At 67.2% G+C, this 24547-nt stretch carries 23 protein-coding genes and 1 pseudogene; 17 read left to right on the top strand and 7 right to left on the bottom strand.

The features are described 5' to 3' along the window. Position 1: 1 nt before the first annotated feature. The 4 genes and pseudogenes from TX80_RS16050 to argF all read left to right on the top strand — a co-directional run bounded on the left by TX80_RS16050 (position 2) and on the right by argF (position 4098). Positions 2 to 922: an acetylglutamate/acetylaminoadipate kinase gene (locus TX80_RS16050; RefSeq protein ID WP_049924256.1), complete on the top strand. Its 921-nt coding sequence runs from the start codon at positions 2 to 4 to the stop codon at positions 920 to 922. Continuing rightward, positions 919 to 2073: an aspartate aminotransferase family protein gene (locus TX80_RS16045; RefSeq protein WP_049924254.1), complete on the top strand. Its 1155-nt coding sequence runs from the start codon at positions 919 to 921 to the stop codon at positions 2071 to 2073. Before TX80_RS16050 ends, TX80_RS16045 begins: the two co-directional genes overlap by 4 nt. Then, positions 2070 to 3181: pseudogene (locus TX80_RS16040) on the top strand ([LysW]-lysine hydrolase). Before TX80_RS16045 ends, TX80_RS16040 begins: the two are co-directional and overlap by 4 nt. After that, on the top strand, positions 3178 to 4098 hold the full coding sequence (gene argF / locus TX80_RS16035) for an ornithine carbamoyltransferase (RefSeq protein ID WP_049924253.1): 921 nt from the start codon (positions 3178 to 3180) through the stop codon (positions 4096 to 4098). The pseudogene TX80_RS16040 and the gene argF overlap by 4 nt, the downstream one beginning before the upstream one ends. Before the next feature lie 68 nt (positions 4099 to 4166). Here argF and TX80_RS16030 read toward each other — a convergent pair whose 3' ends face one another. Continuing rightward, entirely contained in the window at positions 4167 to 4634 is a 468-nt protein-coding gene (locus tag TX80_RS16030; RefSeq protein ID WP_049924252.1) for a hypothetical protein, read from the bottom strand. A 147-nt stretch (positions 4635 to 4781) separates the two neighbouring features. Here TX80_RS16030 and TX80_RS16025 point away from each other — a divergent pair, with 147 nt between their 5' ends. The 4 genes from TX80_RS16025 (at position 4782) to TX80_RS16010 (ending at position 7158) form a co-directional block, all read left to right on the top strand. Next, positions 4782 to 5015: a hypothetical protein gene (locus tag TX80_RS16025; RefSeq protein ID WP_049924527.1), complete on the top strand. Its 234-nt coding sequence runs from the start codon at positions 4782 to 4784 to the stop codon at positions 5013 to 5015. Positions 5016 to 5049: 34 nt separating this feature from the next. Further along, positions 5050 to 5433 (top strand): helix-turn-helix domain-containing protein, encoded by a 384-nt coding sequence (locus TX80_RS16020; protein ID WP_049924251.1) that lies wholly within the window; start codon positions 5050 to 5052, stop codon positions 5431 to 5433. A gap of 48 nt (positions 5434 to 5481) precedes the next feature. Beyond that, complete coding sequence (thrC, locus tag TX80_RS16015) at positions 5482 to 6741, top strand: threonine synthase (RefSeq protein WP_049924250.1); 1260 nt, start codon at positions 5482 to 5484, stop codon at positions 6739 to 6741. A 78-nt stretch (positions 6742 to 6819) separates the two neighbouring features. Beyond that, positions 6820 to 7158, top strand: coding sequence for a hypothetical protein (locus tag TX80_RS16010; RefSeq protein WP_049924249.1), 339 nt, complete (start codon positions 6820 to 6822; stop codon positions 7156 to 7158). A gap of 24 nt (positions 7159 to 7182) precedes the next feature. On the opposite strand, the gene TX80_RS16005 is transcribed toward TX80_RS16010, so the two are convergent. From TX80_RS16005 to TX80_RS15995, 3 genes are all read right to left on the bottom strand, one after another. Beyond that, positions 7183 to 7926, bottom strand: a complete 744-nt coding sequence (locus TX80_RS16005) for a type 1 glutamine amidotransferase (RefSeq protein WP_049924247.1) — start codon at positions 7924 to 7926, stop codon at positions 7183 to 7185. A gap of 129 nt (positions 7927 to 8055) precedes the next feature. Continuing rightward, positions 8056 to 9336 carry a class I adenylate-forming enzyme family protein gene (locus tag TX80_RS16000; RefSeq protein ID WP_049924246.1) on the bottom strand — a complete coding sequence of 427 codons (1281 nt, stop codon included), beginning with the start codon at positions 9334 to 9336 and terminating at the stop codon, positions 8056 to 8058. Between the two features lie 84 nt (positions 9337 to 9420). Next, positions 9421 to 10197 carry an alpha/beta fold hydrolase gene (locus TX80_RS15995; RefSeq protein ID WP_049924245.1) on the bottom strand — a complete coding sequence of 259 codons (777 nt, stop codon included), beginning with the start codon at positions 10195 to 10197 and terminating at the stop codon, positions 9421 to 9423. A 309-nt stretch (positions 10198 to 10506) separates the two neighbouring features. On the opposite strand from TX80_RS15995, the gene TX80_RS15990 reads away from it, so the two are divergent. Continuing rightward, a complete protein-coding gene (locus TX80_RS15990; RefSeq protein ID WP_081661647.1) occupies positions 10507 to 11700 on the top strand; it encodes an MFS transporter in 1194 nt (397 codons plus the stop codon). A 71-nt stretch (positions 11701 to 11771) separates the two neighbouring features. On the opposite strand, the gene alaS is transcribed toward TX80_RS15990, so the two are convergent. After that, the gene (gene alaS / locus TX80_RS15985; protein WP_049924242.1) at positions 11772 to 14549 is read right to left on the bottom strand and encodes an alanine--tRNA ligase; all 2778 of its coding nucleotides are present in this window, start codon (positions 14547 to 14549) and stop codon (positions 11772 to 11774) included. Between the two features lie 252 nt (positions 14550 to 14801). Between alaS and TX80_RS15980 the strand changes: the two genes are divergently transcribed. The 3 genes from TX80_RS15980 to TX80_RS15970 all read left to right on the top strand — a co-directional run bounded on the left by TX80_RS15980 (position 14802) and on the right by TX80_RS15970 (position 18389). Continuing rightward, the gene (locus tag TX80_RS15980; RefSeq protein WP_049924241.1) at positions 14802 to 15461 is read left to right on the top strand and encodes a hypothetical protein; all 660 of its coding nucleotides are present in this window, start codon (positions 14802 to 14804) and stop codon (positions 15459 to 15461) included. Further along, positions 15458 to 16162, top strand: coding sequence for a hypothetical protein (locus TX80_RS15975; RefSeq protein ID WP_049924240.1), 705 nt, complete (start codon positions 15458 to 15460; stop codon positions 16160 to 16162). The genes TX80_RS15980 and TX80_RS15975 overlap by 4 nt, the downstream gene beginning before the upstream one ends. 145 nt (positions 16163 to 16307) lie before the next feature. Then, complete coding sequence (locus tag TX80_RS15970) at positions 16308 to 18389, top strand: GAF domain-containing protein (RefSeq protein ID WP_049924239.1); 2082 nt, start codon at positions 16308 to 16310, stop codon at positions 18387 to 18389. 53 nt (positions 18390 to 18442) lie between these two features. Here TX80_RS15970 and TX80_RS15965 read toward each other — a convergent pair whose 3' ends face one another. Continuing rightward, positions 18443 to 19444, bottom strand: coding sequence for a replication factor C small subunit (locus TX80_RS15965; protein ID WP_049924238.1), 1002 nt, complete (start codon positions 19442 to 19444; stop codon positions 18443 to 18445). 194 nt (positions 19445 to 19638) lie between these two features. Here TX80_RS15965 and TX80_RS15960 point away from each other — a divergent pair, with 194 nt between their 5' ends. Further along, a complete protein-coding gene (locus TX80_RS15960; RefSeq protein WP_049924237.1) occupies positions 19639 to 20724 on the top strand; it encodes a bactofilin family protein in 1086 nt (361 codons plus the stop codon). A gap of 70 nt (positions 20725 to 20794) precedes the next feature. Next, a complete protein-coding gene (gene samp2, locus TX80_RS15955; protein ID WP_049924236.1) occupies positions 20795 to 21019 on the top strand; it encodes a ubiquitin-like small modifier protein SAMP2 in 225 nt (74 codons plus the stop codon). Here samp2 and ilvA read toward each other — a convergent pair whose 3' ends face one another. Next, the gene (gene ilvA, locus TX80_RS15950; protein ID WP_049924235.1) at positions 21020 to 22246 is read right to left on the bottom strand and encodes a threonine ammonia-lyase; all 1227 of its coding nucleotides are present in this window, start codon (positions 22244 to 22246) and stop codon (positions 21020 to 21022) included. Positions 22247 to 23073: 827 nt separating this feature from the next. Here ilvA and TX80_RS15945 point away from each other — a divergent pair. The 3 genes from TX80_RS15945 to TX80_RS15935 all read left to right on the top strand — a co-directional run bounded on the left by TX80_RS15945 (position 23074) and on the right by TX80_RS15935 (position 24528). Then, a complete protein-coding gene (locus tag TX80_RS15945) occupies positions 23074 to 23550 on the top strand; it encodes a GNAT family N-acetyltransferase (protein WP_049924234.1) in 477 nt (158 codons plus the stop codon). A gap of 184 nt (positions 23551 to 23734) precedes the next feature. After that, positions 23735 to 24046, top strand: a complete 312-nt coding sequence (locus TX80_RS15940; RefSeq protein WP_049924233.1) for a DUF7521 family protein — start codon at positions 23735 to 23737, stop codon at positions 24044 to 24046. Continuing rightward, positions 24043 to 24528, top strand: coding sequence for an adenylyltransferase/cytidyltransferase family protein (locus TX80_RS15935; RefSeq protein WP_049924232.1), 486 nt, complete (start codon positions 24043 to 24045; stop codon positions 24526 to 24528). The genes TX80_RS15940 and TX80_RS15935 overlap by 4 nt, the downstream gene beginning before the upstream one ends. The last annotated feature ends 19 nt before the right edge of the window (positions 24529 to 24547 follow it).

Genomic DNA, 24547 nt, shown 5'->3' with positions numbered 1-24547 from the left:
AATGACGGTGGTAGTGAAAATCGGCGGCGCTCGCGCCGTCGATCCCGAAGGTGCTCTCGCCGACATCGCTTCGCTCGTCGAGGGAAGCACGGAACCACGTTCAGCGGACGAGTCGAGCGGGACGCGCCCGCAAGACGGTGAAGACGTCGTCCTCACCCACGGCGGTTCGACCGCCGTCGACGAGACCCTCGAGGAACTCGGGAAAGAGCCCACCTACGTCGAGACCCCCGACGGCGTCGTCGGGCGCTTTACCGACGAGGAGACGATGGGCGTCTTCAAGATGGTGATGCCGGGCAAGCTCAACACCGATCTGGTCGAGTCGCTCCAGAACGAGGGCGTCGACGCCGTCGGCCTTGCCGGCACGGACGGCAAACTCCTCGAAGGGAAACGGAAGTCCGCCGTCCGCGTCAAAGCGGACGGCAAGAAGAAGATCAAACGCGGCGACCACTCCGGCAAGATCGAGTCGGTCAACGCCGACCTGCTCGAGACGCTGCTCGCGGGCGGCTACACGCCCGTCGTTTCCGTTCCCGTCCTCGGGGCGGAGAAAGACGGCGGGTACACGGCCGTCAACGCCGACGCGGATCGCGCGGCTGCGGCGATCGCGGGCGCGCTCGAGGCCGATCTGGTCGTCCTCACGGACGTCTCCGGGATCTACGCGGACCCCAGTGACGAGGCGACGAAGATCGAGTCGGCGTCGACCCCCGAGGAGTTCGAAGCCGTAAAAGCGGCCGCTGAGGGCTTCATGACGAAGAAGGTCATGGCCGCCGAGGAAGCGCTTGCCGGCGGGGCGTCCTCCGTGACCGTCGCGACCGCGAACGCCGAGGAACCGATCACGAGCGCGCTCGCTGGCGAGGGGACGACGCTCGAGCCCGGCGTGCTCGCGGACGAACCCGACGCCGAAGCGGAGGGGACAGCGCAATGAGCGACCTCGACTTCGTCTCCGGGAGCAAGCCCATTGACATCGAGCGCGGCGACGGACCCTACCTCTACACCGCCGACGGGACGGAGTACCTCGACGCGGGCGCGAGTTTCGCCTGCACCCCGCTTGGACACTGTCACCCGGCGGTCGTCGACGCGGTACGAGAGCAGGTCGGCGAACTGACGTTCGTCGACTCCTCCTATCCGGTCCAGTCCCGCGAGGACGCCTACGCGGCGTTCGTCGCGTCGACGCCGGACGGCCTCGATGGGGCGTGGTTGTGTAATTCCGGGACCGAGGCCAACGAGGCCGCCCTGAAGTTCGCCCGCTCGGCGACCGGCGAGTCGAAGATCGTCGCCGCGACCCGCTCGTTCCACGGACGGACGATGGGGGCGCTCGCGGCCACCTGGAAGGACAAGTACAAGAAACCGTTCGAACCACTGGCCGGCGACGTCGAGTTCGTTCCCTACGGCGACGGCGAGGAACTCGCGGACGCCGTCGACGACGAGACGGCGGCCGTGATCCTCGAGCCGATTCAGGGCGAGGGCGGGATCAACGTCCCGCCCGCGGACTACCTCGGGACCGCCCGCGAGCTGACCGAGGAGGCCGGCGCGGCGCTCGTCCTCGACGAGGTCCAGACCGGGATGGGGCGCACGGGGAAGATGTGGGCCTGCCAGAACGCGGGCGTCACGCCCGACGTGCTCACGACCGCGAAGGGGCTTGGCAACGGCCTGCCAGTCGGCGCGGTCGCGGTGCGAGACTGGATCGCCGACGGTGCGGCTTCGCACAACGCCACGTTCAGCGGCGGTCCCGTCGTCGCCGCGGCGGTCCACGCGACCGTCTCGACGCTGGTCGAGGCGAAGTGGCCCGCTCACGCGGCCGAAATCGGCGACTACCTCGTCGACGAACTCGAGGCGGCGCTCGGCGATTCGGTCCGCGAGGTCCGCGGCGAGGGGCTGCTCGTCGGCGTCGAGTTGAAACGCGGCGCGAACCGCGTCGCACGCGATCTGGCGATGAACCAGCAGGTACTGGCGCTGCCCGCGGGTCGAACCGTGCTGCGTCTGTTGCCGCCGCTCGTGATCGACGAGCCGGAGGCGGATCGACTCGTGGCGGCACTGACCGAGAGCATCGCGCCCGAAACGGAGGTCGAATCATGAACGCGAGTACGTCCGAAACGACCGCCGTATCGCTCGACGAAGCGAGACAGCTGTTGCACGACCTCGTTTCGATCCCGTCGCCGACCGGCGAGGAACGCGAGGCCGCCGAGCGACTGGTGACCTTCTTCGAAGGGCACGACCGGGAGGCGTGGCTCGACGAGGTCGGCAACGTCCGTGCGCCCGCCGACGACGCGGTGTTGCTGACCTCGCATATCGACACCGTGCCGGGCGAAATCCCGGTCGAAATCGAGTCGGCGACGGCCGAGGACGTGGCGAACGATATCGCCGCTGAAGAAGGCGAGGACGTCCTTCGGGACGGGGCAGCGTCGACGCGACCGGGCCGCTGGCCGCGATGGCCGCCGCCGCCGTCCGGACGGGCGTCTCCTTCGTCGGCGTCGTCGGCGAGGAGACGAGCTCCCGTGGCGCGCGCCACCTCGTCGCGGACCGCGACGCGCCCGGGGCCGTCGTTAACGGCGAACCCAGCGGCACGACGGGGATCACGCTCGGCTATCGGGGCTTTCTCGCGGGGACGTACGTCGCGACCAGCGAGTCCGGCCACACCTCCCGCCCCGAACCGAACGCGATCCAGCACGCGACCCGGTGGTGGACGGGCGTCGAGGACGCGTTCGAACGCGACGAGTACCAGCCGGTCTTCGAGCGCGTCACCGCCAAGCCGGTCGCCATCGACGGCGGCATCAGCGAGGACGGACTCTCGGTCGAGACGACGCTCGAGGTCCAGTTGCGGATCCCGCCGGCGCTCGACGCCGAGACGGTTCGCGAGACCGCCGAGGCCGAACTCGGAACCGGCACCGTCTCGTGGGACGAGCCGATCCCGCCGGTGATGGAAAGCCCCCGGACAGCGGTCGCCCGCGCGTTCCGTGTGGCGATCCGCGAGCAAGGCGGCGAGCCCCGCCTGCTGCGCAAGACCGGGACCAGCGACATGAACCTCTATGCGGACGCGTGGGACTGCCCGATGGCCACCTACGGTCCCGGCAACTCCGATCTCGACCACGCGCCAGACGAACGACTCTCGCTGGCCGGGTTCGACCGGTCCGTCGAGGTTCTGACGGCGGTCGCGACGACGTTGCGCGGGGGTGGGAACGCGTGAGCGACGCGGACGACCCCCGCCACTTCCTCGAGATCGACGATCTCACAGCAGCGGAACTCACCGCGCTTCTCGATCGTGCCGACGAGTACAAGCGCGCCCAGCGGGCCGGCGAGGAGCACGAGGATCTCGACGGACGGTCGCTGGGGATGATCTTCCAGAAACCCAGCACCCGGACCCGCGTCTCCTTCGAGACGGGGATGACCCAGCTGGGCGGTCACGCCGTCTTCCTCGGCGAGGACGACATCCAACTCGGCCGCGGCGAGCCGCTGAAAGACACCTCGCGGACGCTCTCGCGGTACGTCGACGCCGTGATGGCCCGCGTGTTCAAACACGAGAACATCGAGGTCTTCGCGGAGTACGCGGACGTGCCGGTGGTCAACGGCCTCACCGACGACGCCCATCCGTGCCAGACGCTTGCGGACCTCCAGACGATCCGCGAACACGAGGGCGGGTTCGAGGGCGTCTCCGCGGCGTGGGTCGGCGACGGCAACAACGTCGCCCAGTCGTTTACCGTCGGCTGTGCGCTGACGGATCTCGACCTGACCGTCGCGACGCCCGCAGGGTACGGACTCGACGACGAGGTCCTCGAGCGCGCCCGCGATCTGGGCGGCGATCCGACGCTTACCGACGACCCCGTCGAGGCGGTGGCCGACGCCGACGTCGTCTATACCGACGTCTGGATCAGCATGGGACAGGAGGACGAACGCGACGTCCGCATGAACGCCTTCGAGGGCTTTCAGGTGTGCTCGGACCTGCTCGAGCACGCGCCCGACGCGTCGGTGATGCACTGTCTGCCCGCCCACCGCGGCGAGGAGATCACCGACGCGGTCATCGAGAGCGACCGCTCGATCGTCTTCGATCAGGCCGAAAACAGGCTCCACGCCCAGAAGGCGCTGTTGAGCTGGTTGCTCGAGTGAGAGACGAAGCGGACGGTGGATAGAATCGCGGTGTGGGTTTCAGCGGTTGGAAACCGGGCGGAAACGACTCACTCGAGGATCGCGTACGTGAGCCCGAGCACGAGTCCGTACGCCGCGTGGCCGAGCAGGCTCTCGACGGCGACGTTCGGCACGGGCGGTGCCATCTCGAACCCGACGGCCGAGAGCCACAGCGGCATGACGACGACGGCGAGGATCGCCCAGACGACGACGCCGTAGCCGACGCCGACCGAAGCGCCCGTCGCGGGACCGACCGCGGTCCGCCCACCCGCGCCCAAAAGCGCCGCGAAGACGACCCCGAGCACGCCTCCGTGTGCGACGTGGATGGTCATCCCGACGAGGCCGCCCTCGAGCCCGTACAGCGCCGGAATCGCTTGCTCGAGTACGCCGGGGGTCTGGACCGCCATCAGCGCGCCGAAGACGAGCGCGCCGATGATGCCGCCGACGGTGCCGGCCTGCCAGGGCTCGAGTGCGGTCGTGGTTCGATCGGCCGTTCGTGACTGTGTTTCCGATGCCATATGCTGTCGTGGATCATGGTCGGATGTAGCGGTATCCCGGTCTGGTAGCGGTCGTGCACAACCGCCGGCGGGTTCGACCCCGAGTGCGATGCCGAAGGTGGGACGTCACGCGAACCTTCTTTGGGCGGGGCGGTGCAGTCCCACGCGATGACCGAGCCGCTCCGTATCTCGGCGGGCGACCTCGACACGGAGGCGATCCTGTCCGCGATTCAGGACGGGCGGCGGGTCGTCGTGACGACGACGGTCGGCAACGAGGAGTACGACATCGTTCTCCGGTACGACGGGTCGGTGTACTACTGCGACACGCCGACGCGGCTGCACCGCCACGAGAGCGAACGCGAGATGCGAGCCTGTATTCGGAGGATGGGATACGGTTCGTGACCGGTTCTTTTATCGGCGGCGTCGTACGCGGCGTATGGCGATCGATCGGCATCGGCTCGTGGCGTTGCTCGAGGAGTCAGCCCCGCCGTTCGAGGAAGTCATGAGCTGTGTCTTCGGAATCGAGGGTCACGAAACGCGAACCTACCTCGTGCTCCGTGATCGGCCCGGGAGTACGATCGAGGAACTGGCCGCGGCCCTCGAGCGCGATCGGAGTACGGTCAACCGGTCGCTCGCGACGCTGCACGACCGGGGACTCGTTCGCCGAGAGCGGCGCTTGCTGGACGGCGGCGGGTACGTCTACCAGTACACTGCGATCGCGCTCCCGGAAACGAAGGTCCTGCTCCACGAAGCGCTGGACGCGTGGACGGAGACGGTTCACGACGTAATCGACGAGTTCGACGGCCAGCAGGAGGGGTGAGCGTCGAATCCACGCCCTTTTTCCCCGTCGGTTCCCTCTCGGACGACAATGAGTCTCAATCTCTCGGCCGACCGGCCGACGGCGCCCGACGACGCCGACGACGGCGTCTGGCTCGAGTGTATCGACTGTGGCGCGACGTTCGCCCCCTTCGACGACGTCCGCTACACCTGCGACGACTGTGAGAGCCTGCTCGAAGTGCGGTACGACGACCTGCCGACGTTCGAGGACTTCGAGGGGCGTGGCGTCTGGCGGTACGCCGACGCTCTGCCGCTTGAAGCGGGCGTTTCCGTTCGGGAAGGGGCAACGCCGCTGTACGAGGCCCCGCGCCTCGAGGACGACCTCGGCCTCGAAGCCCTGCGGATCAAACACGAGGGGATGAACCCGACCGGCTCGTTCAAGGACCGCGGGATGACCGTCGGCGTCGCCGTCGCAAGGGAACTCGGCGTCGACCGCCTCGCGTGTGCCTCGACGGGGAACACGAGCGCGGCGCTTGCGGCCTACGGCTCCCGCGGCGGGATGGAGACGCTGGTCCTGCTGCCGGCGGGGAAAGTCGCCGCCGGCAAAATCGCACAGGCGAGCCTCCACGGCGCGCGCATCCTCGAGGTCGACGGCAACTTCGACGCCTGCCTCGACATCGTTCAGGAGCTTGCGGGCCGGGGCGAGGCGTACCTGCTGAACTCGCTCAACCCGTTCCGACTCGAGGGCCAGAAGACGATCGGCCTCGAGATTCTGGAGGGCTTTCTCGCCGATTACGGGGCCGTCCCCGACCGGATCGTCCTCCCGGTCGGTAACGCGGGCAACACCGCGGCGCTGTACAAGGCGTTCCGGGAGCTCGTTCAGGCGGGCGCACTCGAGGAGAGCGAGGTACCGAAACTGACCGGGGTGCAGGCCGACGGCGCTGCGCCGATGGTCGAAGCGATCGAGAACGGCGCGGACGAAACCCGACGCTGGGACGACGTCGAGACGCGGGCGACGGCGATCCGGATCGGCAACCCCGTCAACGCACCGAAGGCCCTGCCCGGCATCCGCGAGACCGGCGGCACCGCCGTCGCAGTCTCCGACGACGCGATCACCGAGGCACAGCGGGCCCTCGCGGGCGAGGGAATCGGCGTCGAACCCGCCTCCGCGGCCTCCGTCGCCGGCCTCCGAAAGCTCCGCAACGAGGGTATCGTCGGCGGCGACGAACGCGTCGCCTGCCTGACGACCGGCCACCTGCTCAAAGACCCCGACGCCGCGGCCGCCGCCGGCAACGATCCCGAACCCGTGCCGGCCGATACCGCGAGCGTACTCGAGCACCTCGAGAGCTGAGCCGAACTCCCGTCGAACGAGTCTGACGGGCGACTGACTGACGTTTTTGCTCGTCGAGCGGTAAGGGTAGATCGACCCATGGCCGCCGAGCAACGACCCCTCGAGACGACGTCTACCACGAACGGACGGTCGCGAAACCCGCATCCGGACGTCGAACTCGCGTTCGAGCCCATCGGCTCGTCGGTCCGTTCCGACCGCGACGCGAGTCGATCGACATCGACGCTTCCCGCCCGTATCGAACGACGCCGTCTCCGCGCGCGAATCGCCGCCCTCGAGCACGCACTCGAAACGAGCGAACGCCGCCGACAGGCGATTCTCACGCAGTACGAACGCCTGCTCGACGAGCGCGAGAACGATATCGAGCGAGAGGAGACGTCCGGCAGGATCGTCGACCGGCTGTTCGACCGCTGGCGGTAACGCCGGCCACCGAAGCCGGGCGAATCAATCGGAGCGGCCGGCCCGCGACGTCGCATCCGCGTCGGCGTCCGGGGCGGCCCCGGAGCCGTCGGCCGCGATCTCACGAACGAACTCGAGGAAGTTCTCGAAGACGAGCTTGGCCTCGCAGGCCTCGCGGTAGTTCTCCGCGGTGATCTCCGCGAGGACCGACTCGAGCCGGTCGTCCGAGAGGTCCTTTCGGTGGACGAGTTCGCGGGCGGTTTCGGGATCGTACTCGGGGTGGAACTGAACGCCGAAGACCCGGTCCTTTCGGAAGCCGTGGTTCGAGTAGCGGTTCTCGGCGAGCGGGGTCGCGCCGGGGGGCAGTTCGGAGACCGCGTCGGAGTGGCTGGTAAAGGCGGTAAACTCCCCTGAGATACCGTCGAACAGCCGCGAATCCGCGACCTGCTCGATCTCGCTGTAGCCGACCTCGTAGGCCCCCATGTCCTCGACGGTCCCGCCGAGAACGTCGGCCAGCAACTGGTGGCCCCAACAGATCCCGAGGGCGGGCAGGCCGCGCTCGATCGCGTCGTCGACCCACGCCGCGGTCGATCGGATCCAGTCCTCGTCCCAGTAGACCGACGACCGGGAGCCGGTGACGACCGCTGCGTCGAACTCGAAGCCGGCCGGCACCTCGCCGTCGGTGACATCGAACTCCGCGAGCGAGGCGTCGAGTTCGCGCCGGAAGTTCCGCGTCGTGTTCTCGTCCCGATGGGCCGCGTTCAGGACGGCAATACGGAGCTGACTCATCGGTCGCTAGTCGATACTCGGTACGGATAGCCTTTCTGCCACGCGCCGTCGTTGCCGCGATCGGCGACGGCAGGCCGGGTGCTCGTTCTCGAGGCTGCGCGTCGGAGCCCTCGCCGGAACGGCCGGCCGTCAGTCGACGTAGTAGGTGCCGGTCACGTCCCGCCGAACCGAACGGCCGGTGTCGAACCAGCCGTTGACGAAGTCGCCGCGGTCGCCGGTCTCGTCCGACCGCCCGTCCGTTCGATCGTCGGGAGCGTCCCGGTCGCCGGTCTCGACGGGCGCGTCCACGTATCCGTCGGCCAGAACCGGCCCCGCAAGCTGGAGCCGTCCCGTTCCGGCACCCTCGAGGACGTCGCCGGCCTCGTCGACGAGACACACTCGACAGTCGGGAGCGGGGTACCCGACCGGAGTATCCTCGCCGGTCCGCTCGTCATCGCTCGACGCCTTCAGGGGTTCACAAAGCGCGATCGGGCACTCGAGTCGGCCGTAGACCCGTGCGACGGGCACGTCCAGCTTACGGTACGCCGCGATGACGTCGTCCGGAACCGACGCGTCCGCGAGTACCCGCTCGAGCGAGTCGACGGCGTCGTCGAACCCCGACTCGGCCGCGAGGTCGCGAAGCGCCGATCGCCGGCCCACGAGAACCGTCGCCCGCTCGTTTTCGATGGCGGCCAGCGCGTCGCCGGGGTCGAACGCACGGTCTAACAGGAGGCGACCGCCCGCGTACAGCAACGGGAACGCGGTCCGAACGAGGCCGCCGACCGTCGACAGCGGCGCGGTGAGCGTCCCGACGTCGGTCCCAGAGAGGCCCCACGCGACGAGACTCGTGATGCAGTTCCACTCGAGGGCGCGCGCAGTGTAGCCGACGACCGGCCGACCGCCCTCGCCGTGGAGACACACCAGCGGCCGTTCCGCGCCGCCGGTTGCGGAGTCGGAGCCAGCACCGACCGCCACATCGTCGGCGTCGGTCACGGGGTCGTCGTTCGGATCGACGGCCGCCAGTTCCTCGAGCGTCACCGATCGATCGAACGGGATCGATCGCACGAGATCGCGCTGGGCGGCCTCCGCAACGACGAATTCGGGCTCGAGGGCGTCGAACGGGCGCTCGACGGTCACCGGCGTCAACAGGTGCGAGATCGGCGCAAGCGTCGCCCCGAGACGGCGACAGGCGAACAGAAGCGCGAGCGACGCGACCCGGTTTCTGGTGACGAGACAGACGGTGTCGCCGGCGTCGACCTCGAGCGTCGAGAGTCGGGCCGCCGTCTCCGCGGCCAGTCGCGACAGTTCCGCGTACGAGACCCGATCCTCGTGGACCGTCTCGGCGGGTGCGTACAGCCGTTCCTCCGAGACGTCGACGACCGCCGGCCGATCGGGGAAGCGCTCGGCACGGCGGGCAAGCGAGAGGGTCACGTGTCCCCCTCCGACACCGGGTCACGTAGTACACCGGGGAGTCATTCGCAAGCACGAACCGACAAGTGTCGTTTCGAGAGCGGCTCAGTCGTCCTCGGCTTCGAGCGCGGCGAGCAGTCGGTCGTTCACCTCGCGCGATCGCTCGACGAACGCGAGGTGTCCCGCCCCCTCGAGTCCGACGAACTCGCCGCGAGGGAGCCCCCGTGCGAGGTCCCGGCCCGCCTCGACCGGGACGAGTTCGTCGTCGGTTCCGTGGACGACTCGAGCGGGTTGGGTCACCTCGACCAGCCGGTCGGTCGCGTCGAACTCCTCGAGCGCCGCGATCTGGGCCTCCCAGCCGGCACGATCGGCGTCGCCGTCGGCCCGCCAGTCGACGATCCCGTCCCGAACGTCGGGCTGGGACTCGAGGAAGTCGACCGAGAGCCCCGCCTCGAGCGACTCCCGGATCGCGGCCCGATCGTCCGGCGGCGCAAACAGCGGCTCGAGGTCGAACGCCGCCCCTCGGGGGGCGGTTCCGAACAGCGTCAGCGTCTCGACCCGGCTCGAGGTTCGGGCGGCCTCGAGCGCGATCGCGCCGCCGAGCCCGCAGCCGCCGAGATGCGCGTTGCGGATTCCACACTCGGCGAGGACCGTCTCGAGGTCGTCGACGAGCGTCTCGAGGGCGTAGGGGCCGGGCGGGGCGTCGGAGCGGCCGGTCCCCCGGAGATCCCAGACGACCACCTCGTAAGGCCCGGCCAGCGCGGCGTGTTGCCAGCCCCACAGCCAGCCGCCGAGGCCGGCCTCGGGGACGAAGACGACGGGTTCGCCCTCGCCGGCGCGGTCGTAGTACAGCGAGGTGCTACCGTTCGATGCGGTCGGCATATAAAGACTGTCCGGGCGGAGCAAGGCGACGGTTTCGGTTCCGATCGACGACCCGCGTCACTGGGAGTGTCACCAACGGGTTGGCTCGAGGGAAGCGACTCACGGGCGACCGGATACCCTGTACACTCAGCGATCTAACCGATATCGAGATCGATCGGATTCCGCCACTCGGGGGAAGAGGACGCCATCGGGAGACGAGTCCGTGGGAATGGCTTCCCGACTGTGAAGGCGAACGTGTAAGCGTGAGGGCCACTATGGAACCCACTGTTCGATGCATTTTTCGCGGACAAGTATCAAGCGTCAGTATCTATGAGATTACATCTATCTATTCCGCTTACGGACACGCAGCAATCACGGACGGTCCTCATCATCTTTGCGAGTACGCTCGTAAGCGTCATGGGCGTCTCCCTCATCAGCCCAGCACTGCCGACGATTCAGACGGCATGGGACATTTCAGCGAGTCAAGCGAGTCTGCTCATCTCGGCGTTTACCTTGCCTGGCGTCGTTCTCACACCGTTCGTCGGACTCATCGCCGACCGCGTTGGTCGCAAGCGCGTCCTCGTCCCTTCGCTGTGCTTGTTCGGCGTCAGTGGCATTGCAGTCGTGTTTGTCGACGGGTTCACGACAATTCTCGGTCTCCGCGTCGTCCAGGGAATCGCCGGCAGTGCCATTATGAGCCTCACCGTGACGTTGCTCGGGGACCTGTTTTCGGGAGCCCAACGAAGCCGCCTCATTGGACTGAACGCGGCAATCCTCGCCATCGGCGCGGCTGGCTACCCCTTACTGGGCGGTAGCCTTGCACTGCTCTCGTGGGCCGCCCCGTTCGTCTGCTTCGGGCTCGGTATCGTCGTCGCTATTGCCGGCTCTGCGGTCCTTACTGAACCCGAGAGTAGCGAAACCTCCTCCGGACTCTCCTACGTCGCTAACGCGGTACAAGCGGTCCCGCTGAGGAGGGCCGTCGGACTGTATGCAGCTGTTTTCGGCATTTTTCTTATTCTCTATGGCGCACAGCTCACGATCATCCCGTTCGTTCTCGACGAATCCTACGGGCTCTCGTCCGGAACGATCGGGCTGTTGCTCGGACTCCCGGCAGTGACGATGGGAATGACATCCTCACAGTCATCCCGTCTCATTCGCCATCTCTCGCCCCAGCGGCTCATCACGCTCGGTTTTGTGACCTACGGTATCGGCATGACACTCGCTGCACTCACCCACTCGATCGTCGTCCTTGCCGGCGCACTGTTCCTGTTCGGTATTGGGCAGGGGTTTGCGGAACCGATTACTGATACAGCACTGAACACGCTCGCGCCCGATGCGTTCCGTGGCGGAATTATGAGTATCCGAACGAGCGTTCTTCAGTTCGGAACGACTGTCGGCCCGCCAGTGTTCGTTGCTGTCGCCTCGATCGTCGGCTACGCCAACACACTCCTCATCGCCGGTATCGCTGCCTTCATGCTCGGCGTCTCCGCGTTCGGCTTTCTCACGCTTTCGGAGGGCGCGTAATCGGCGTCCCTCCGAACAGCCGTATACCCGGGTCCGTGAAATCGGAATTCGAAAGAACGGACGTCGATCGATCAGGCGTTCAGCACCTGCCGCAACACGTCCGGCGCGTCCTCGAGCGCGTCGTCCAGCGCCTCGACGTTGGGGCCGCCCCCCTGCGCGAAGTCCGGCGGACCGCCGCCGCCGCCGCCGACCTTCGCGGCGAGTTCGCCGACGACTTCGCCCGCGTTGACGCCGACGCCGTCCGGGACCGAGACGACGAACTGGGCACCGCTTTGGCCGCTGCCGAGTACGGCGATCTTGCCCTCCTCGGAGATGGCGTTTGCGGTCGCCCGCAGCTCGTCCATGTCGGCGTCGAGCCGGTCGACGACCGCCGTCGTCTCGCCGACTTCGACCTCGTCGGCGTCGCCACCGCCGCCAGCCCGTGCTGTGGCGAGTTGTTCTTTGAGGTCCTCGATCTCCTTGCCTCGCGCCTTCCACTCCTCGAAGAACCGTTCGGCGGTTTCGGGGACCTCCTCGGGTACGACATCGAGCACCTCGGCGGCCTCGTAGAGTGCGTCCTCTTTCCGTTGGGTGGCCTCGAGTGCGGCCTCACCGGCGGCGAAGGTGACGCGTTCGACGCCGTCTTGGACGCGCTCGGTCGAGAGGATCTTGATCGCGCCGATGTCGCCGGTTCGGGCGACGTGGGTGCCACCGCAGGCCTGAACGTCCTCGTCGACGTGGATCAGCCGGATCTGTTCGCCCGGCGGGATCCCGCCCTGGTAGAGGTCGAACCCGTGTTCGGATTCGGCCTCGTGGCGGTCGGGCCACTCCTGGGTGACCGCGGTGTTTTCCATCACGATCTCGTTGGCGAGCGACTCGATCGCTTTGACGTCCTCGCGGTCGATGCGGTCGTAGTGTCGCAGGTCGATCCGCGAGGAGTCGACGCCCTTCTGGGCACCGGCCTGACGGACGTGCTCGCCGAGCACCTGCCGGGCCGAGTGGATGACGATGTGGGTCGCCGTGTGGTGGCGCATGAGTTGGCGTCGTCGGGAGCCGTCGACCTGTCCGTTGACGAACTCGCCTTTGCCCGGGTTTTCGTCGGTCCGGTGGAGAATAACGCCGTCCTCGATCTGGACGTCCTCGACCTCGACGGTCGCGTCGTCGGTCGAGAGCGTCCCCGTGTCGGCGGGCTGGCCGCCGCCCTCGGGATAGAACATCGTCTGATCGAGGACGACATCGTAGCCGTCCTCGCGCTCGAAGACGTCCAGCACGACGGCCTCGAACTGGGTCCGTTGCTGGTCGTCGTAGTAGAGCTTCTCCGTCTCCGGCAGCTCGTCGAACCGGTCGTCTTCCTCCTGTTCGGTCGCGTCACCGAGCGCCTCGGGCGTGTCGTGACGCTGTGCGACGAGACTGTAGAAGTCGTCCGGAACGTCGACCTCGGCCCCGGCGTCGTCGGCGATGTCCGCGACCATATCGGGCTGGATCCCGTGGGAGTCGTAGAGTTCGATCAGTTCGTCGGTCGGGATCGGCTCGCCCTTCTCGGCGTACTCCTCGGCCAGCGATTCGACCCGGCGGCCGCCCCGCTCTAGGGTCTCGCGGTACTTCTCGACCTCCGTACGGACGATATCGCGGATCGTATCGCGGTTCTCGTAGTCGAGACGGTCGGCCTGCATGTCGACGAGTTCGTCCAGCGGCGCGTCGACCCCGGCGTTGTCACAGAGCCGCTTCGTCCGCCGAAGGACCATCCGGGCGAGATAGCCGGTCCCGACGTTCGAGGGGACGATGCCGTCGCCGAGCATGTACGCCAGCGTCCGGCAGTGGTCGGCGATCGCGTAGATGTCCTCGAGCGGTTCGACCAGTTCCCGCAGTCGCTCCGTCGAGACGCCGATCCGATCGGCGATGTCGCCGCGGGCGGCCTCGACGTCGTCGACGTCGTCGATGTCGAGGTTCCCCGACAGGCGGGCCGCACGGCCGACGATCTCGCTTTCCTCGTCGGTGTAGGAGAGGCCAGCGTTGTCCTTCAGGAAGTCGATCATGTCGGGGTAGATCGCCTCATAGACCGTCGGCGTCCCCTGGCTCATCCAGGTCCACCGCTCGAGCCCGTACCCCGTGTCGACGACGTAGGTGTCCATGTACGAGTAGCGGTTGCCGTCCTTGAGCTCGTACTCGCCGTCGGGGTCTTGCTCCATACACATGAAAACGAGGGTGGCGAGTTCGAGCCCGCGATAGATGACCTCGATTGCGGGACCGGCGTTGCCGCCGCCGACCCACGGATCCTCGATGTACGTGATCTCGGCGATGTCGGCCCCCATCGACTCGAGGAGTCCGTCGCAGAGTTCGACGGTCCGGTCCTTCCAGTAGACCTCGCCCTCGTAGGCGTACTCCGCGTCGGCGTCTTCGCGGGCGTTGAACGCGTGGTGGGCCATCATCTCGAAGGCCATCGTGTGTCGTCCGGTCTTGCCGACGTTGTCGATGTCCTGCATCCGGATGCAGGGCTGGGAGACAGTCAGCGGGTTTGCCGGCGGCGGCGTCTCGCCGCTTGTGACAAGCGGCTGGAAGTCGTAGATCGACGCCTGAGTCAGCAAGACGTCGTCTCGCCAGCGATTGGCGGCGACGGGGTAGGGATCGATCCGCTCGTGACCGTGATCCTCGAAATAGGAGAGAAACGCCTCGCGCATCTCCTCCAGGCTGTACTCCTCGTCGAAACCGGGGTTGTCGATGAAGTCGTACTCCTCACACGGCGGCTCGCCACAGGTCACCCGGTCCTCGTCGCGCGTCCAGAAGTGGGCCCCACATTCGGGACACTCCTTTCGCACGAATCCTTCCTCCTCGAAGTACTCGAGGCGGTACTCGTCCGCCAGTTCGCTCATTGTACATGTGTTGGCCAGCCAGCGCCTAAAACAGTTCCGCAACGTTCATGGCCGGAGAATCGGCGGTCGCCGTCCGAACGGCAGTTGCACGGAACGGGCGAGTGACTGCCAGACTCGTTCCGCCCGGTGAAGTTAGTAAATAATAACTCACCGCGGTCGGATGCGTTGGGTAATGGTGGGGTTCGAACGAAAACGAGTCGGAGAACAGGGTGTACCGGCGGTCTGGATACGACGAAGAACGGTCACGTGACGATGCCGACGAGACGGACACTGCTCCGAAAGGGCGGACTCACCGGATTCGGAACCGTCGCCGGGATCGCCGCGTTACCGTCGCCGCCCGACGCCGCGATGGGCGAGGGGACGGTCGAGGGCGCAAAAGCCCCCGCCGCCGTTGCCCCGTGGACCGACGGGGCCATCACCGACGAAGGGGAGGCCCCGATCGCGCGCTATCACTACCGAGTCGACCCGAAGGCCGACGGCATCGACGGCGTCGCCGCAACGGCACCGATCAACGTCGTCTTCGTTACCGAGGACGGACTCGAGCGGGTGATGGCCGTCCTCGAGGACGCGGGCTGGCTGCGCGACATCGAGGAGTACACGCGATACGCGTGGGATCGGGAGGCCGAGGAGTACGTTCGCCAGCAGGCGACGGCGGCCGAGACCTACTACGGTGCCAACGGCCGCTATCACGTCAGGTGCTGGTCGTTCGAGGGGCTCGTCTCGATGCAGGCACACGAGGACACGAGCGTCAGGCCGAAACACGGGATCGCCTCCTACGAGCGGGGCCGCCGGGCGATCGAGCGGCTCTATGCGGCCGCCGGCTGGAGCGTCTCCCCGGGTGTGATCGACCTGCAAAACGAGAAGGAGCCGGACCACGACGGCCTCGCGACGGTCATCACGGAGCCACGATGAGTTCCGACGAACGGCAGTCCCGATCGTGGCGTGACGATCCAGGAACCGTCCTCGAGGGACCGCTCGTCGGCGTCAAACGGCGGCGGACGGCGATCACGATCGCGTACGTGGCCGCGTTGATCGCACTGTTTACCGCCAGTTACGCGGGGACGGCGATCACGATCGACGCGACGCAACTCGACCCGCTGACGCCGCGGTTCGACTCGCTCAGCGCGTTGCTTATCGCGCTCGCGACGGCGACGATGGTGTTCGTTCCGCTGGGGTATGCGCTCTGGAACGGCGGTCCGGCGATGTCGGTTGCGCTGGCGCTGCTTCCGGTAGTTCTCGGCGACGTCGCCGCCGGGCGATACGTGTTCGACCTCGATACGGCGATCGCGCTGACCGTCGGCGCGTCAGCGGGCGCGCTCGCATTGCTCGCGACCGACGTCCGTCGCCGGGGCTCGATCCGGCCCTGGAGAGTGCAACCCGTCGACGAGAACGCCCTGTTGTTCGTCACCGCGACGACGGTCGTCGCCGCCGTCGGCGTCGCCCGGTTCGTCGTCGCCGCCCCCGAATACATCCGCGAGTGGTACGCCCCCGCGGGCCTTTGCTGGCCCGTCGCGATCGGAATCCTCGCCGTCTACTGGTATCTCTGGGCAACGACCGTCGCCGAACGAACCGAGCGACAGCCTGCCGGATCGTCGCCACGAACCGACGGGTGAGCCGCGAATGGCCGAACACAACTGTCATCGCCTCAATACCCGGGATTCGACAGGAACGGCTCAGCGATCGATACGTCCAGCAGAATCTTTATCGTGGTCTTCCGGACACTACATATAGACGACCAATAGGGGTTCGAAGCTACCGATGGAACACTCGTCACCGCGTCACGGACCGCGAGCGATCCTCTACGTGGCCGCAAACGAAACCGCGGCCCAAAACGGAGCAGCGGCACTCGAGCGCGCGTCGGCGGGTCCCGACCGATCGGTCCATCCGACGACGTCGGTCGAGCGCGTCCGGAACTGGGCGTCCGACGTCGACTGCGTCGTCTTCGCCGAAACGCCGACGACCCCGGCGGGGGCACACCTTCTCGAGGTGGTCGAAGCCTGCGGGTCGACGCCGCTCGTTCTCTATACCGAATCGTCGTACGCGGCGACGGCCGCGAAGTCGACCGACGGGATCGACGGCTACGTCAGACAGGATACCGACGACGCCGTCTCGCATCTCGTCGACGAGATCGCCTGGGTGTGTCACGGGGAAGAACCCCCGGGATCGGACGGGACGGCGGAGTCCCGAACGCTCGCCGCCCTCGCGGAGACGACGGCCAGCATCGCCGACTGTCGGGATCGCGAACGCCTCTTTGCGCTGCTCGTCGAGGCCGCGACAGACGCCCTCGGACGCGAGCACTGCTGGGTTTCGACGGTCAACTTCGGCGATCTGGTCCCGCGGACGACCGCGCCGGAGATCGACGAGGGAGAAATCAGCGCAGTGCCGCTCGAGGGACCGCTCGGCGAGGCGTTCCGGACGGGAGAGCCCCTGAATATCGCGGCCCTCGACGATCGCGACGCGATCGAACGACCGATCGAGGACGCTCGTGCCCTGTGTAGCGTTCCCGTCGGCGACATCGGCGTCCTGCAGATCGCCGCCGACACGCCGGACGCGTTCGACGAGGCGGACGTCGAGTTCCTCGCGGGCCTCTGCGAGACCGTCGCCGCCGTACTCGATCGAAACCGCGGCGAAACGGGGCTCACCAACGACATCGAGCGCCTGCAACGCGAACGGGAGCAGCTCGCGGCCGAGCGCGATCGGCTGGAGACCGAACGCGAACGCGTACGGGCCGAACGCGACCGCCTCCTCGATCTGTTCGCCAACGTACCGGAACCTGCGATTCGGTACGAGATCGAGGACGGCGAGCCGATCATCCGGGACGTCAACGACCGGTTCGAGGCCGTCTTCGGCGACGACTGCGAAACGGCCGTCGGGGAAGCGGTCGACGAGTACACCGTCCCGCCCGGACTCGAGGACCGGGCCGCGACCCTGACCGACGCGCTCCGGTCCGGCAAGCGGCGACAGTTCGAAACTCGCCGCCAGACCGGCGACGGCGTCCGTGACTTCGTGTTGACGCTCGTACCGTGTGAGACGACGGGAGCCGCTGACGGGGACGCCGAACACGATACCCCCACTAACCCCGAAGGGCTGTTGATCTACAGCGACGTGACCGACTCCAAACGCCGCGACCGCGAACTCGCGACCGCGACCGACCGCCTCGAGACGATCGTGGAGCTGGTCGACGACGAGGTCCGAACCCCGCTGAACGTCGCGCGGGGCTACCTCGAACTCGCCGAGAAGACCGGCGACCGGGAGCACTTCGAAGTGATCGAGAACGCCCACGAGCAGTTGCTCGACCGTCTCAAGGACCTTCAGGGGCTCGCACGCGGTGACGACGTGCTCGACGAAGTCGAGCCGATCGCTATCCGCGACGCCGCGAGACGCGCCTGGATCGCCCTCGAAACGGGCGACGCCAAACTCGTCACCGAAAACGACCTCGTTCTCGAGGCGGACAGAACGCGGTTGCGAGAGCTGTTCGAATACGTGTTACAGACGGTCCTCGAGAGCGAAGGGGCAACGGTACAGGCGGCTGTCGCCGCCGGAGACGCCGACGCGACGGAAGCGGACGATGTCGGGGCCGACGCGCCGCCGGTGACCGTCACCGTCGGTGCAACCGACGACGGGTTCTACGTCGCCGGCGACAGACCCGCCACGGATGAGGACGACGGTCGGCACGGAACCCCAGCCCCCGGGCGGCTGACCGCCGCCGACGGCAGCGGGCTCCAGTTCGAACTCGTCGAGCGGATCGCCGACGCCCACGGCTGGGACGTCGGCGTCGCCAAGGACGAGGACGGCACTGCGTTCGCGTTTCGGGGCGTCGACGCGATCGATTCGGAGTAAACGGCGACGTATCGAACGTCCGACGCCGCGAGACGAGCGCCGAGCGCGGCGTGTCAGGCGTCGAGCGACGAGTCCTCGAGCGCCAGCGACGCGAGCATCGCCTCGAGTTGTAGCCGTTCGTTCGCTCCCTCCGTGATCCGGTAGTCGACCTCGCCGAGGCGCTCGAGCAGCCGTACCGTCGCCTGCTCGGGAACGTCGAACTCCCACGCCGAGCGGTGGAGTTGATCGATGACGTCGCCGCCGGCGAGCCCCCGATCGGTCAGCAGGTCCTCGAGCGCGGCGCGGGCGGCAGTGAAATCGCCGTCGAGGGCGTGTTCGACCATCGCCTCGACCTCCTCGGGACGGGCAGTAGCGGTGATCGCAAAGACCGTCTCCTCGTCGACGGTTTCGCCCATGACGGCCGCCGCCTGCAGGGCGTTGATCGCCTTGCGCATGTCGCCGTCAGCCGCGTAGACCAGCGCGTCGACGCCGTCGTCGGTGACCTCGATACCCTCGGTGTCCGCGATGTCGCGGATCTGGGCCTCGATGGCGTCCTCGGTCAGTTCGGTAAAGCGAAAGACCGCACACCGTGACTGGATGGGATCGATGATCTGACTCGAGTAGTTACACGAGAGGATAAAGCGGGTGTTGCTCGAGAACTGCTCCATCGTCCGGCGCAGCGCCGACTGGGCGTCCGACGTGAGGGCGTCGGCCTCGTCGAGGAAGATGATACGGTGGTCGTAGCCGCCGAACGAAGAGCGGGCGAAGTCCTTGATCCGATCGCGGACCACGTCGATCCCGCGCTGGTCGGAAGCGTTGAGTTCGAGGAAGTTCTCGCGCCAGTCGTCGTCGTATATTTCGCGGGCGATAGCTTGCGCAGCGGTCGTTTTGCCGGTTCCAGCCGGCCCCGCGAACATGAGGTGAGGGAGATCGTCCTGCTCGACGTAACGCTTGAGGCGCGGGACGATGTTCTCGTGGCCCTTGATCTCGTCGAGCCGTTCCGGCCGATACTTCTCGATCCAGACTTCGGTCCTGCCGGGAGTCGGCTCCGCCGCCTCGGCGTCGGCCTCGCTCATACCGGTGCAAGGGTGGGGGCGAAGATAAAACGACCGAAGGCCGCCGTCGAGCGGACGCGTCGCTCGCCGGACAGGATGTCGAAAGACCGTTTACGACGACGAGCGTGCCGATCGTGACCGGTTCGCGCCGATGACGGTACCGAATAGTGATAGTACGAGAACACTTTTTGTCGCTACTCGTGGGAGCGCGGCGTATGGTATCGAAACCCAGCGTACGACCGTGGCTGCTCGTCGTTCTGCTCGCCGTCGTCGTCGGGTCGATGACGATGCCGGTCGTCGCCCAGTCGGACTCCCGGTCCGGTGGGACGGTCATCGTCGAAGAAGACGAAACCGTCGACGAACTCCAGACGTTCGCGGGGACGGTCATCGTCGAGGGAACCGTCACCGGCGACGTCGAGGCCGTCGCGGGCGACGTCCGGATCGAAGGCGAGGTCGGCGGCGATCTCCAGGCGGCCGCCGGCAGCGTCACGATAGCCGGAACCGTCGACGGTAACGTCGAGGCCGCGACGGGAGGTCTCGAGATCACCGACGACGGCACCGTCGGCGGCACCCTCGAAGCCGGTGCCGGCAGCGTCACGGTCGACGGGACGGTCGAACGCGACGCGGTGATCAGTGCCGAGACGATCCGACTCGGCGACGACGCCGCCATCGAGGGCGACCTCCGATACAACGGGGCGCTCGAGGGCAACACCGACGCCGTCGCGGGCGAGATTCAACAGGACTCGTCGGTCGGGGTCGACATCGCGCCGACGCTCCAGCCGATCGCCTCGTGGCTGTTCGCACTGTACGTCCTCGCGTTGAACCTGGTGCTCGGGGCGATCCTGTTGGCCCTGTTCCCGCGGTTTTCGGACCGCGTTGCGGACGGCGTCGCGAACGCCCCGGGCCGTTCCGGACTGGTCGGGCTGGGGGTGCTCGTCGGCGTCCCGATCCTGCTGACCGCGATCGCGATCACGGTCGTCGGGATCCCGTTCTCGCTCGTCGGATGGTTCGGATTCGCCCTGCTGATCTGGGTCGGGATCGTCTACGGACGGTACGCGGTCGCGGCGTGGCTCCTGTCGCTCGTCGGCCTCGAGAGCCGGTGGTTCGCGCTGGTGATCGGGCTGGTCGGGGGCGCGGCGCTGGCGCAGGTCCCGTACGCCGGCGGCCTCGTCAACTTCGTGATCTTCCTGCTCGGACTCGGCGCGCTCGCCCGTGGACTGTACGGTCACCGGCGGGCGACCCGGCGGCGCGACCGGGAATCTCGCGGCGGAATCGGACCGGACGAGCCGACGACCGACTGACGGCGCAACGCGGCGTGCTCGACGTCCCCGCGAGCGACGCGCTCAAGTCGCCCCCTTCGTAACTGGTGGTATGCGCGTCACCGTCGACGTCAAAGGCGAGGCCACCCACGAACTCGATCTCGAGCAGTTGAGCACGAGCGGGGGCGAGCCGCGACCGACCTACGCCGACGTGCTCCGGGAGGTCGATCTCAGTCCTCACGAGGTGAGTGTCCTCGTCGACGGGCGTCCCGTCCCCGAGGACCAGCCCGTCGAAAGCGAGCACGTGACCGTGTTGCGGTTGATCAAAGGCGGCTAGTCAGGCGTTGACGTGTTTGACCTCGTAGCCGTGATCGCGGATCGAACGGATGATCGCTCGCGCCTGTCCCGCCCCGCTGGTCTCGACCTGAAAGCGGAGATACGCCTCGCCAACGTCGAGTTCGGGGGCCGATCGATCGTGCCGGACGTTCTGGATGTTGGCGTTGTGTTTGGCGATGAGTCCGGAGATCTCCTCCATTTTCCCCGACCGGTCGTCGATGCGCACGCGCAGTCGGAGCAGCTGTTCCCGATCGCTTAAGGCGTGGACGAGCACCGTCTGGAGCATCGTCATATCGAGGTTCCCCCCACACAAAAGCGGCATCACGGTCTCGTCCGAGACGTCCAGTTCCTCGCTGATGATCGCGGCGACCGACGCCGCCCCCGCGCCCTCGACGACCTGCTTTGCCCGCTCGAGCAACAACAGGATCGCCCGGGCGATCTCGCCGTCGGTGACCGTTACGACCTCGTCGACGTGGTCCTCGATGAGCGAGAGCGTCAACTCGGAGATGCCGCCGGTCGCGATCCCGTCGGCGATCGTATCGACCGACTCGAGCGAGACCGGCAGCCCCTTGTCAAGGCTGTCGGGAACCGTCGCAGCGCCCGCCGCCTGAACGCCGACGACCCGCGTCTCCGGCGACAGCTCGGCGAAGGCAGTCGCGATACCCGAAATGAGACCGCCGCCGCCGATCGGGACGACGATCGTGTCCACCTCGGGGAGATCCTCGTACATCTCGAGGCCGAGCGTCCCCTGTCCGGCGACGATCGCCGGGTCGTCGTAGGCGTGGACGAACTCCGTCTCGTCGTCGGCCAGCTCTCGAGCGTGCGCCATCGCTTCCCGGAAGTCGGTCCCGACGAGTTCCACGTCCGCGCCGTAGTTTCTCGTCGCATCGACCTTGGCCTGCGGGGCGGTCCGGGGCATGACGATCGTCGAATCAACGCCCAGTTTCGTCGCGGCGAGGGCGACCCCCTGGGCGTGGTTGCCGGCGCTTGCGGCGACGACCCGTTCGACGTCGTCCTCGGCGACACACTTGGAGATCTTGTTGTACGCACCGCGGGTCTTGAACGAACCCGTCCACTGCAGGTGTTCCATCTTGAGGTGGACCTCGCCGCCGGTCAGTTCGTCCAGTGACGTGCTCCGTTCGACCGGGGTGTGTTTGACGACCGACTCGTCGTCGAGTCGCTCGCGAGCGGTTTCGATGTCGTCGAACTCGATAGCGTTGTGTGTCATTGCTGGTGAAAGCGTCCCTTCCCGTTCGGGGAACTGAGTAGCGCCACCACCTAAAGCCCGTAGGATCAACGGCCGGGAACCGCCGAACCGGTGCCCGTCAATCGCCGTCGCTGCCGGTCGGACGGGGAGAACTGCCCTCCCGAGCGAGCACACTGGTTTGTACACAACAACAATTGTCCCTTCCGCAAGCTCGCCGCAAGCACAGTGCCCGAGCCGAGTCGTCGCGACGTCGACGGCGCTGCCCTCGAGCGTCACCAAGACCTCGATGTGGTAATTCGATCGTTGACCGACCAGAATTCGGCTGTGATTTCGCGAGTCGATTCGAAGGCTCGAGCATGGACGGTTGTTGGCCGAGGATCGGTCACAGATCACGTCGTAGAGTGGCCGTCCCGCGGGACGGGATCGAAACGATCGGAGAGCAACGACTGAGACCAGCCAGCATTAGTCGTTGGCCGACTCGTCACGACCCGGGACAAACGCAAGCAGAACCAGGCACCAACCTCGTAGATTTCCGCTTGCGACGATCGCCCCGCCGGCCGTGACGAGTGCGGCGCGGACTTTTGGTGTACTATTCCAACACCGCTGTCGACTTTCTTGTTCACCCACGCAATTCGACCTTGCGTGGTCCACCGAACGACCCTATATACGTGAGGCCGGGCCGGCGAATACACCGATTCCGGCGAGAAAACGATCGGTCCCGACGGAGTTCACCGGGAACACCGTTGAAAGCCCGACCGTTTTTACGATCCGACCCGTAGCTGGTCCGTGAGCGCCGACGAATCGCAACACGGCAGACCAGCACTCGACTACACTCCCTCCTGACGACAATGGCCGTATACGTTCACACCGCTTCCGCGGACGACGCCCTCGACGTCCGGCGAATCCTCGATGCCGCCATGCTCGAGCCGGGTAACGTCGAACAACGAATCGCCGAGGGGGACGTGTTCGTCGCCGGCGATCGGCGAGCCGGAACGGATGCAACCGACAGCCCGAGCGGCACGAGCACGGCGAGCGATACCGCACCGATCGTCGAATCCGCCCCACCGGAGCGAAATCTCGGTGCACTCGTCCTCGAGCCCCACGAGGAACCCGGCGCTCACGTCTCGGCTATCGGTGTTCGCCGCCGCCATCGGGATCGGGGAATCGGCCGCGCACTGATCGAACGCGCCCTCGAGCGGGAAGGGCGGCTCACGGCGCGGTTCGACGACGGGGTTCGTCCCTTCTACGAACGACTGGGCTTCTCGATCGATCCGATCGACGAGCGGCGACACCGCGGCGTCGCCGTGGCGCGCGAACGCGCGTGATCGTCGGCGAGGAGCGACGGCCAAGTACGATCGCCGCGGGACGACCTCGCCCGAACATCTTCCGGCGTGTTCCTCTCGAGTGGGAAGACCGACTGCACTGAAGTGGCTAAACCGCGGACGTACCGACAGGAGCCGGGCGCTCGAGCGAGTCGACCGGCGGACGAGCGCCGAGGGACGCGAACCAATGACCGAATACACGCTTTTCATCGCGGCCGCGAACGCGGCGACGCTCGTTACCGGCGGGGCCGTCGCGGCGCTTTCCTACCGGGCCTTTCGGCGAACGGGATCGGCGGCCTTGCGTGCGGTAGCGCTTGGCTTCGGGTGTATCGTCGCCGGCGCGGTGCTGGGTGGGGGTGCACACCTGCTCGGCGGGGATGTCGTCCTCGGCATCGCGATCCGGAGTTCCTTCACCGCGGTCGGGTTCGCGGTCCTGCTGTACTCGCTGTACGCCGAAACGTCGGGGGCGCGGACGGTTACCGTGAGGGGGTCTCGATGACGGCCGACGAGCGAACGTCGCGGTCGAGAGCCGAGTCACATTCGCGGACCCGCGTCGTCGCTCAGGGGACCTTCGATCTGCTCCACCCGGGTCACGTTCACTATCTCGAGGAAGCCGCCACGATGGGCGATGAACTGTACGTCATCGTCGCTCGGGCGGCGTCGATCACCCACAAATCCCCGCCGGTCCTTCCGGACGACCAGCGCCGCGACACCGTCGCCGCGCTCGAGGCCGTCGACCACGCTCGCGTCGGCCACCCCGAGGATTTCTCGGTCCCGATCCGCGAGATCGACCCCGACGTGCTCGTGTTGGGACACGACCAGCACCACGACGAACGCGAGGTCGAGGCCATGCTCGCCGATTGGGAGATCGACTGCCGGGTCGAACGGGCGAGCCCGCTCGACCCGGCAGGGAAAGCGCTGTTCTCGAGCAGCGACATCAAACGGCGGATTCGGGACCGACGGGCACCCGACGCCGTCTAACTCGCAAAGCGGAACCGAC

Origin of the sequence: Halopiger djelfimassiliensis, assembly GCF_000455365.1 — an archaeon.
In the GTDB taxonomy this organism is placed as follows: domain Archaea; phylum Halobacteriota; class Halobacteria; order Halobacteriales; family Natrialbaceae; genus Halopiger_B; species Halopiger_B djelfimassiliensis.
This window is presented reverse-complemented; position numbering and strand designations above follow the sequence as displayed.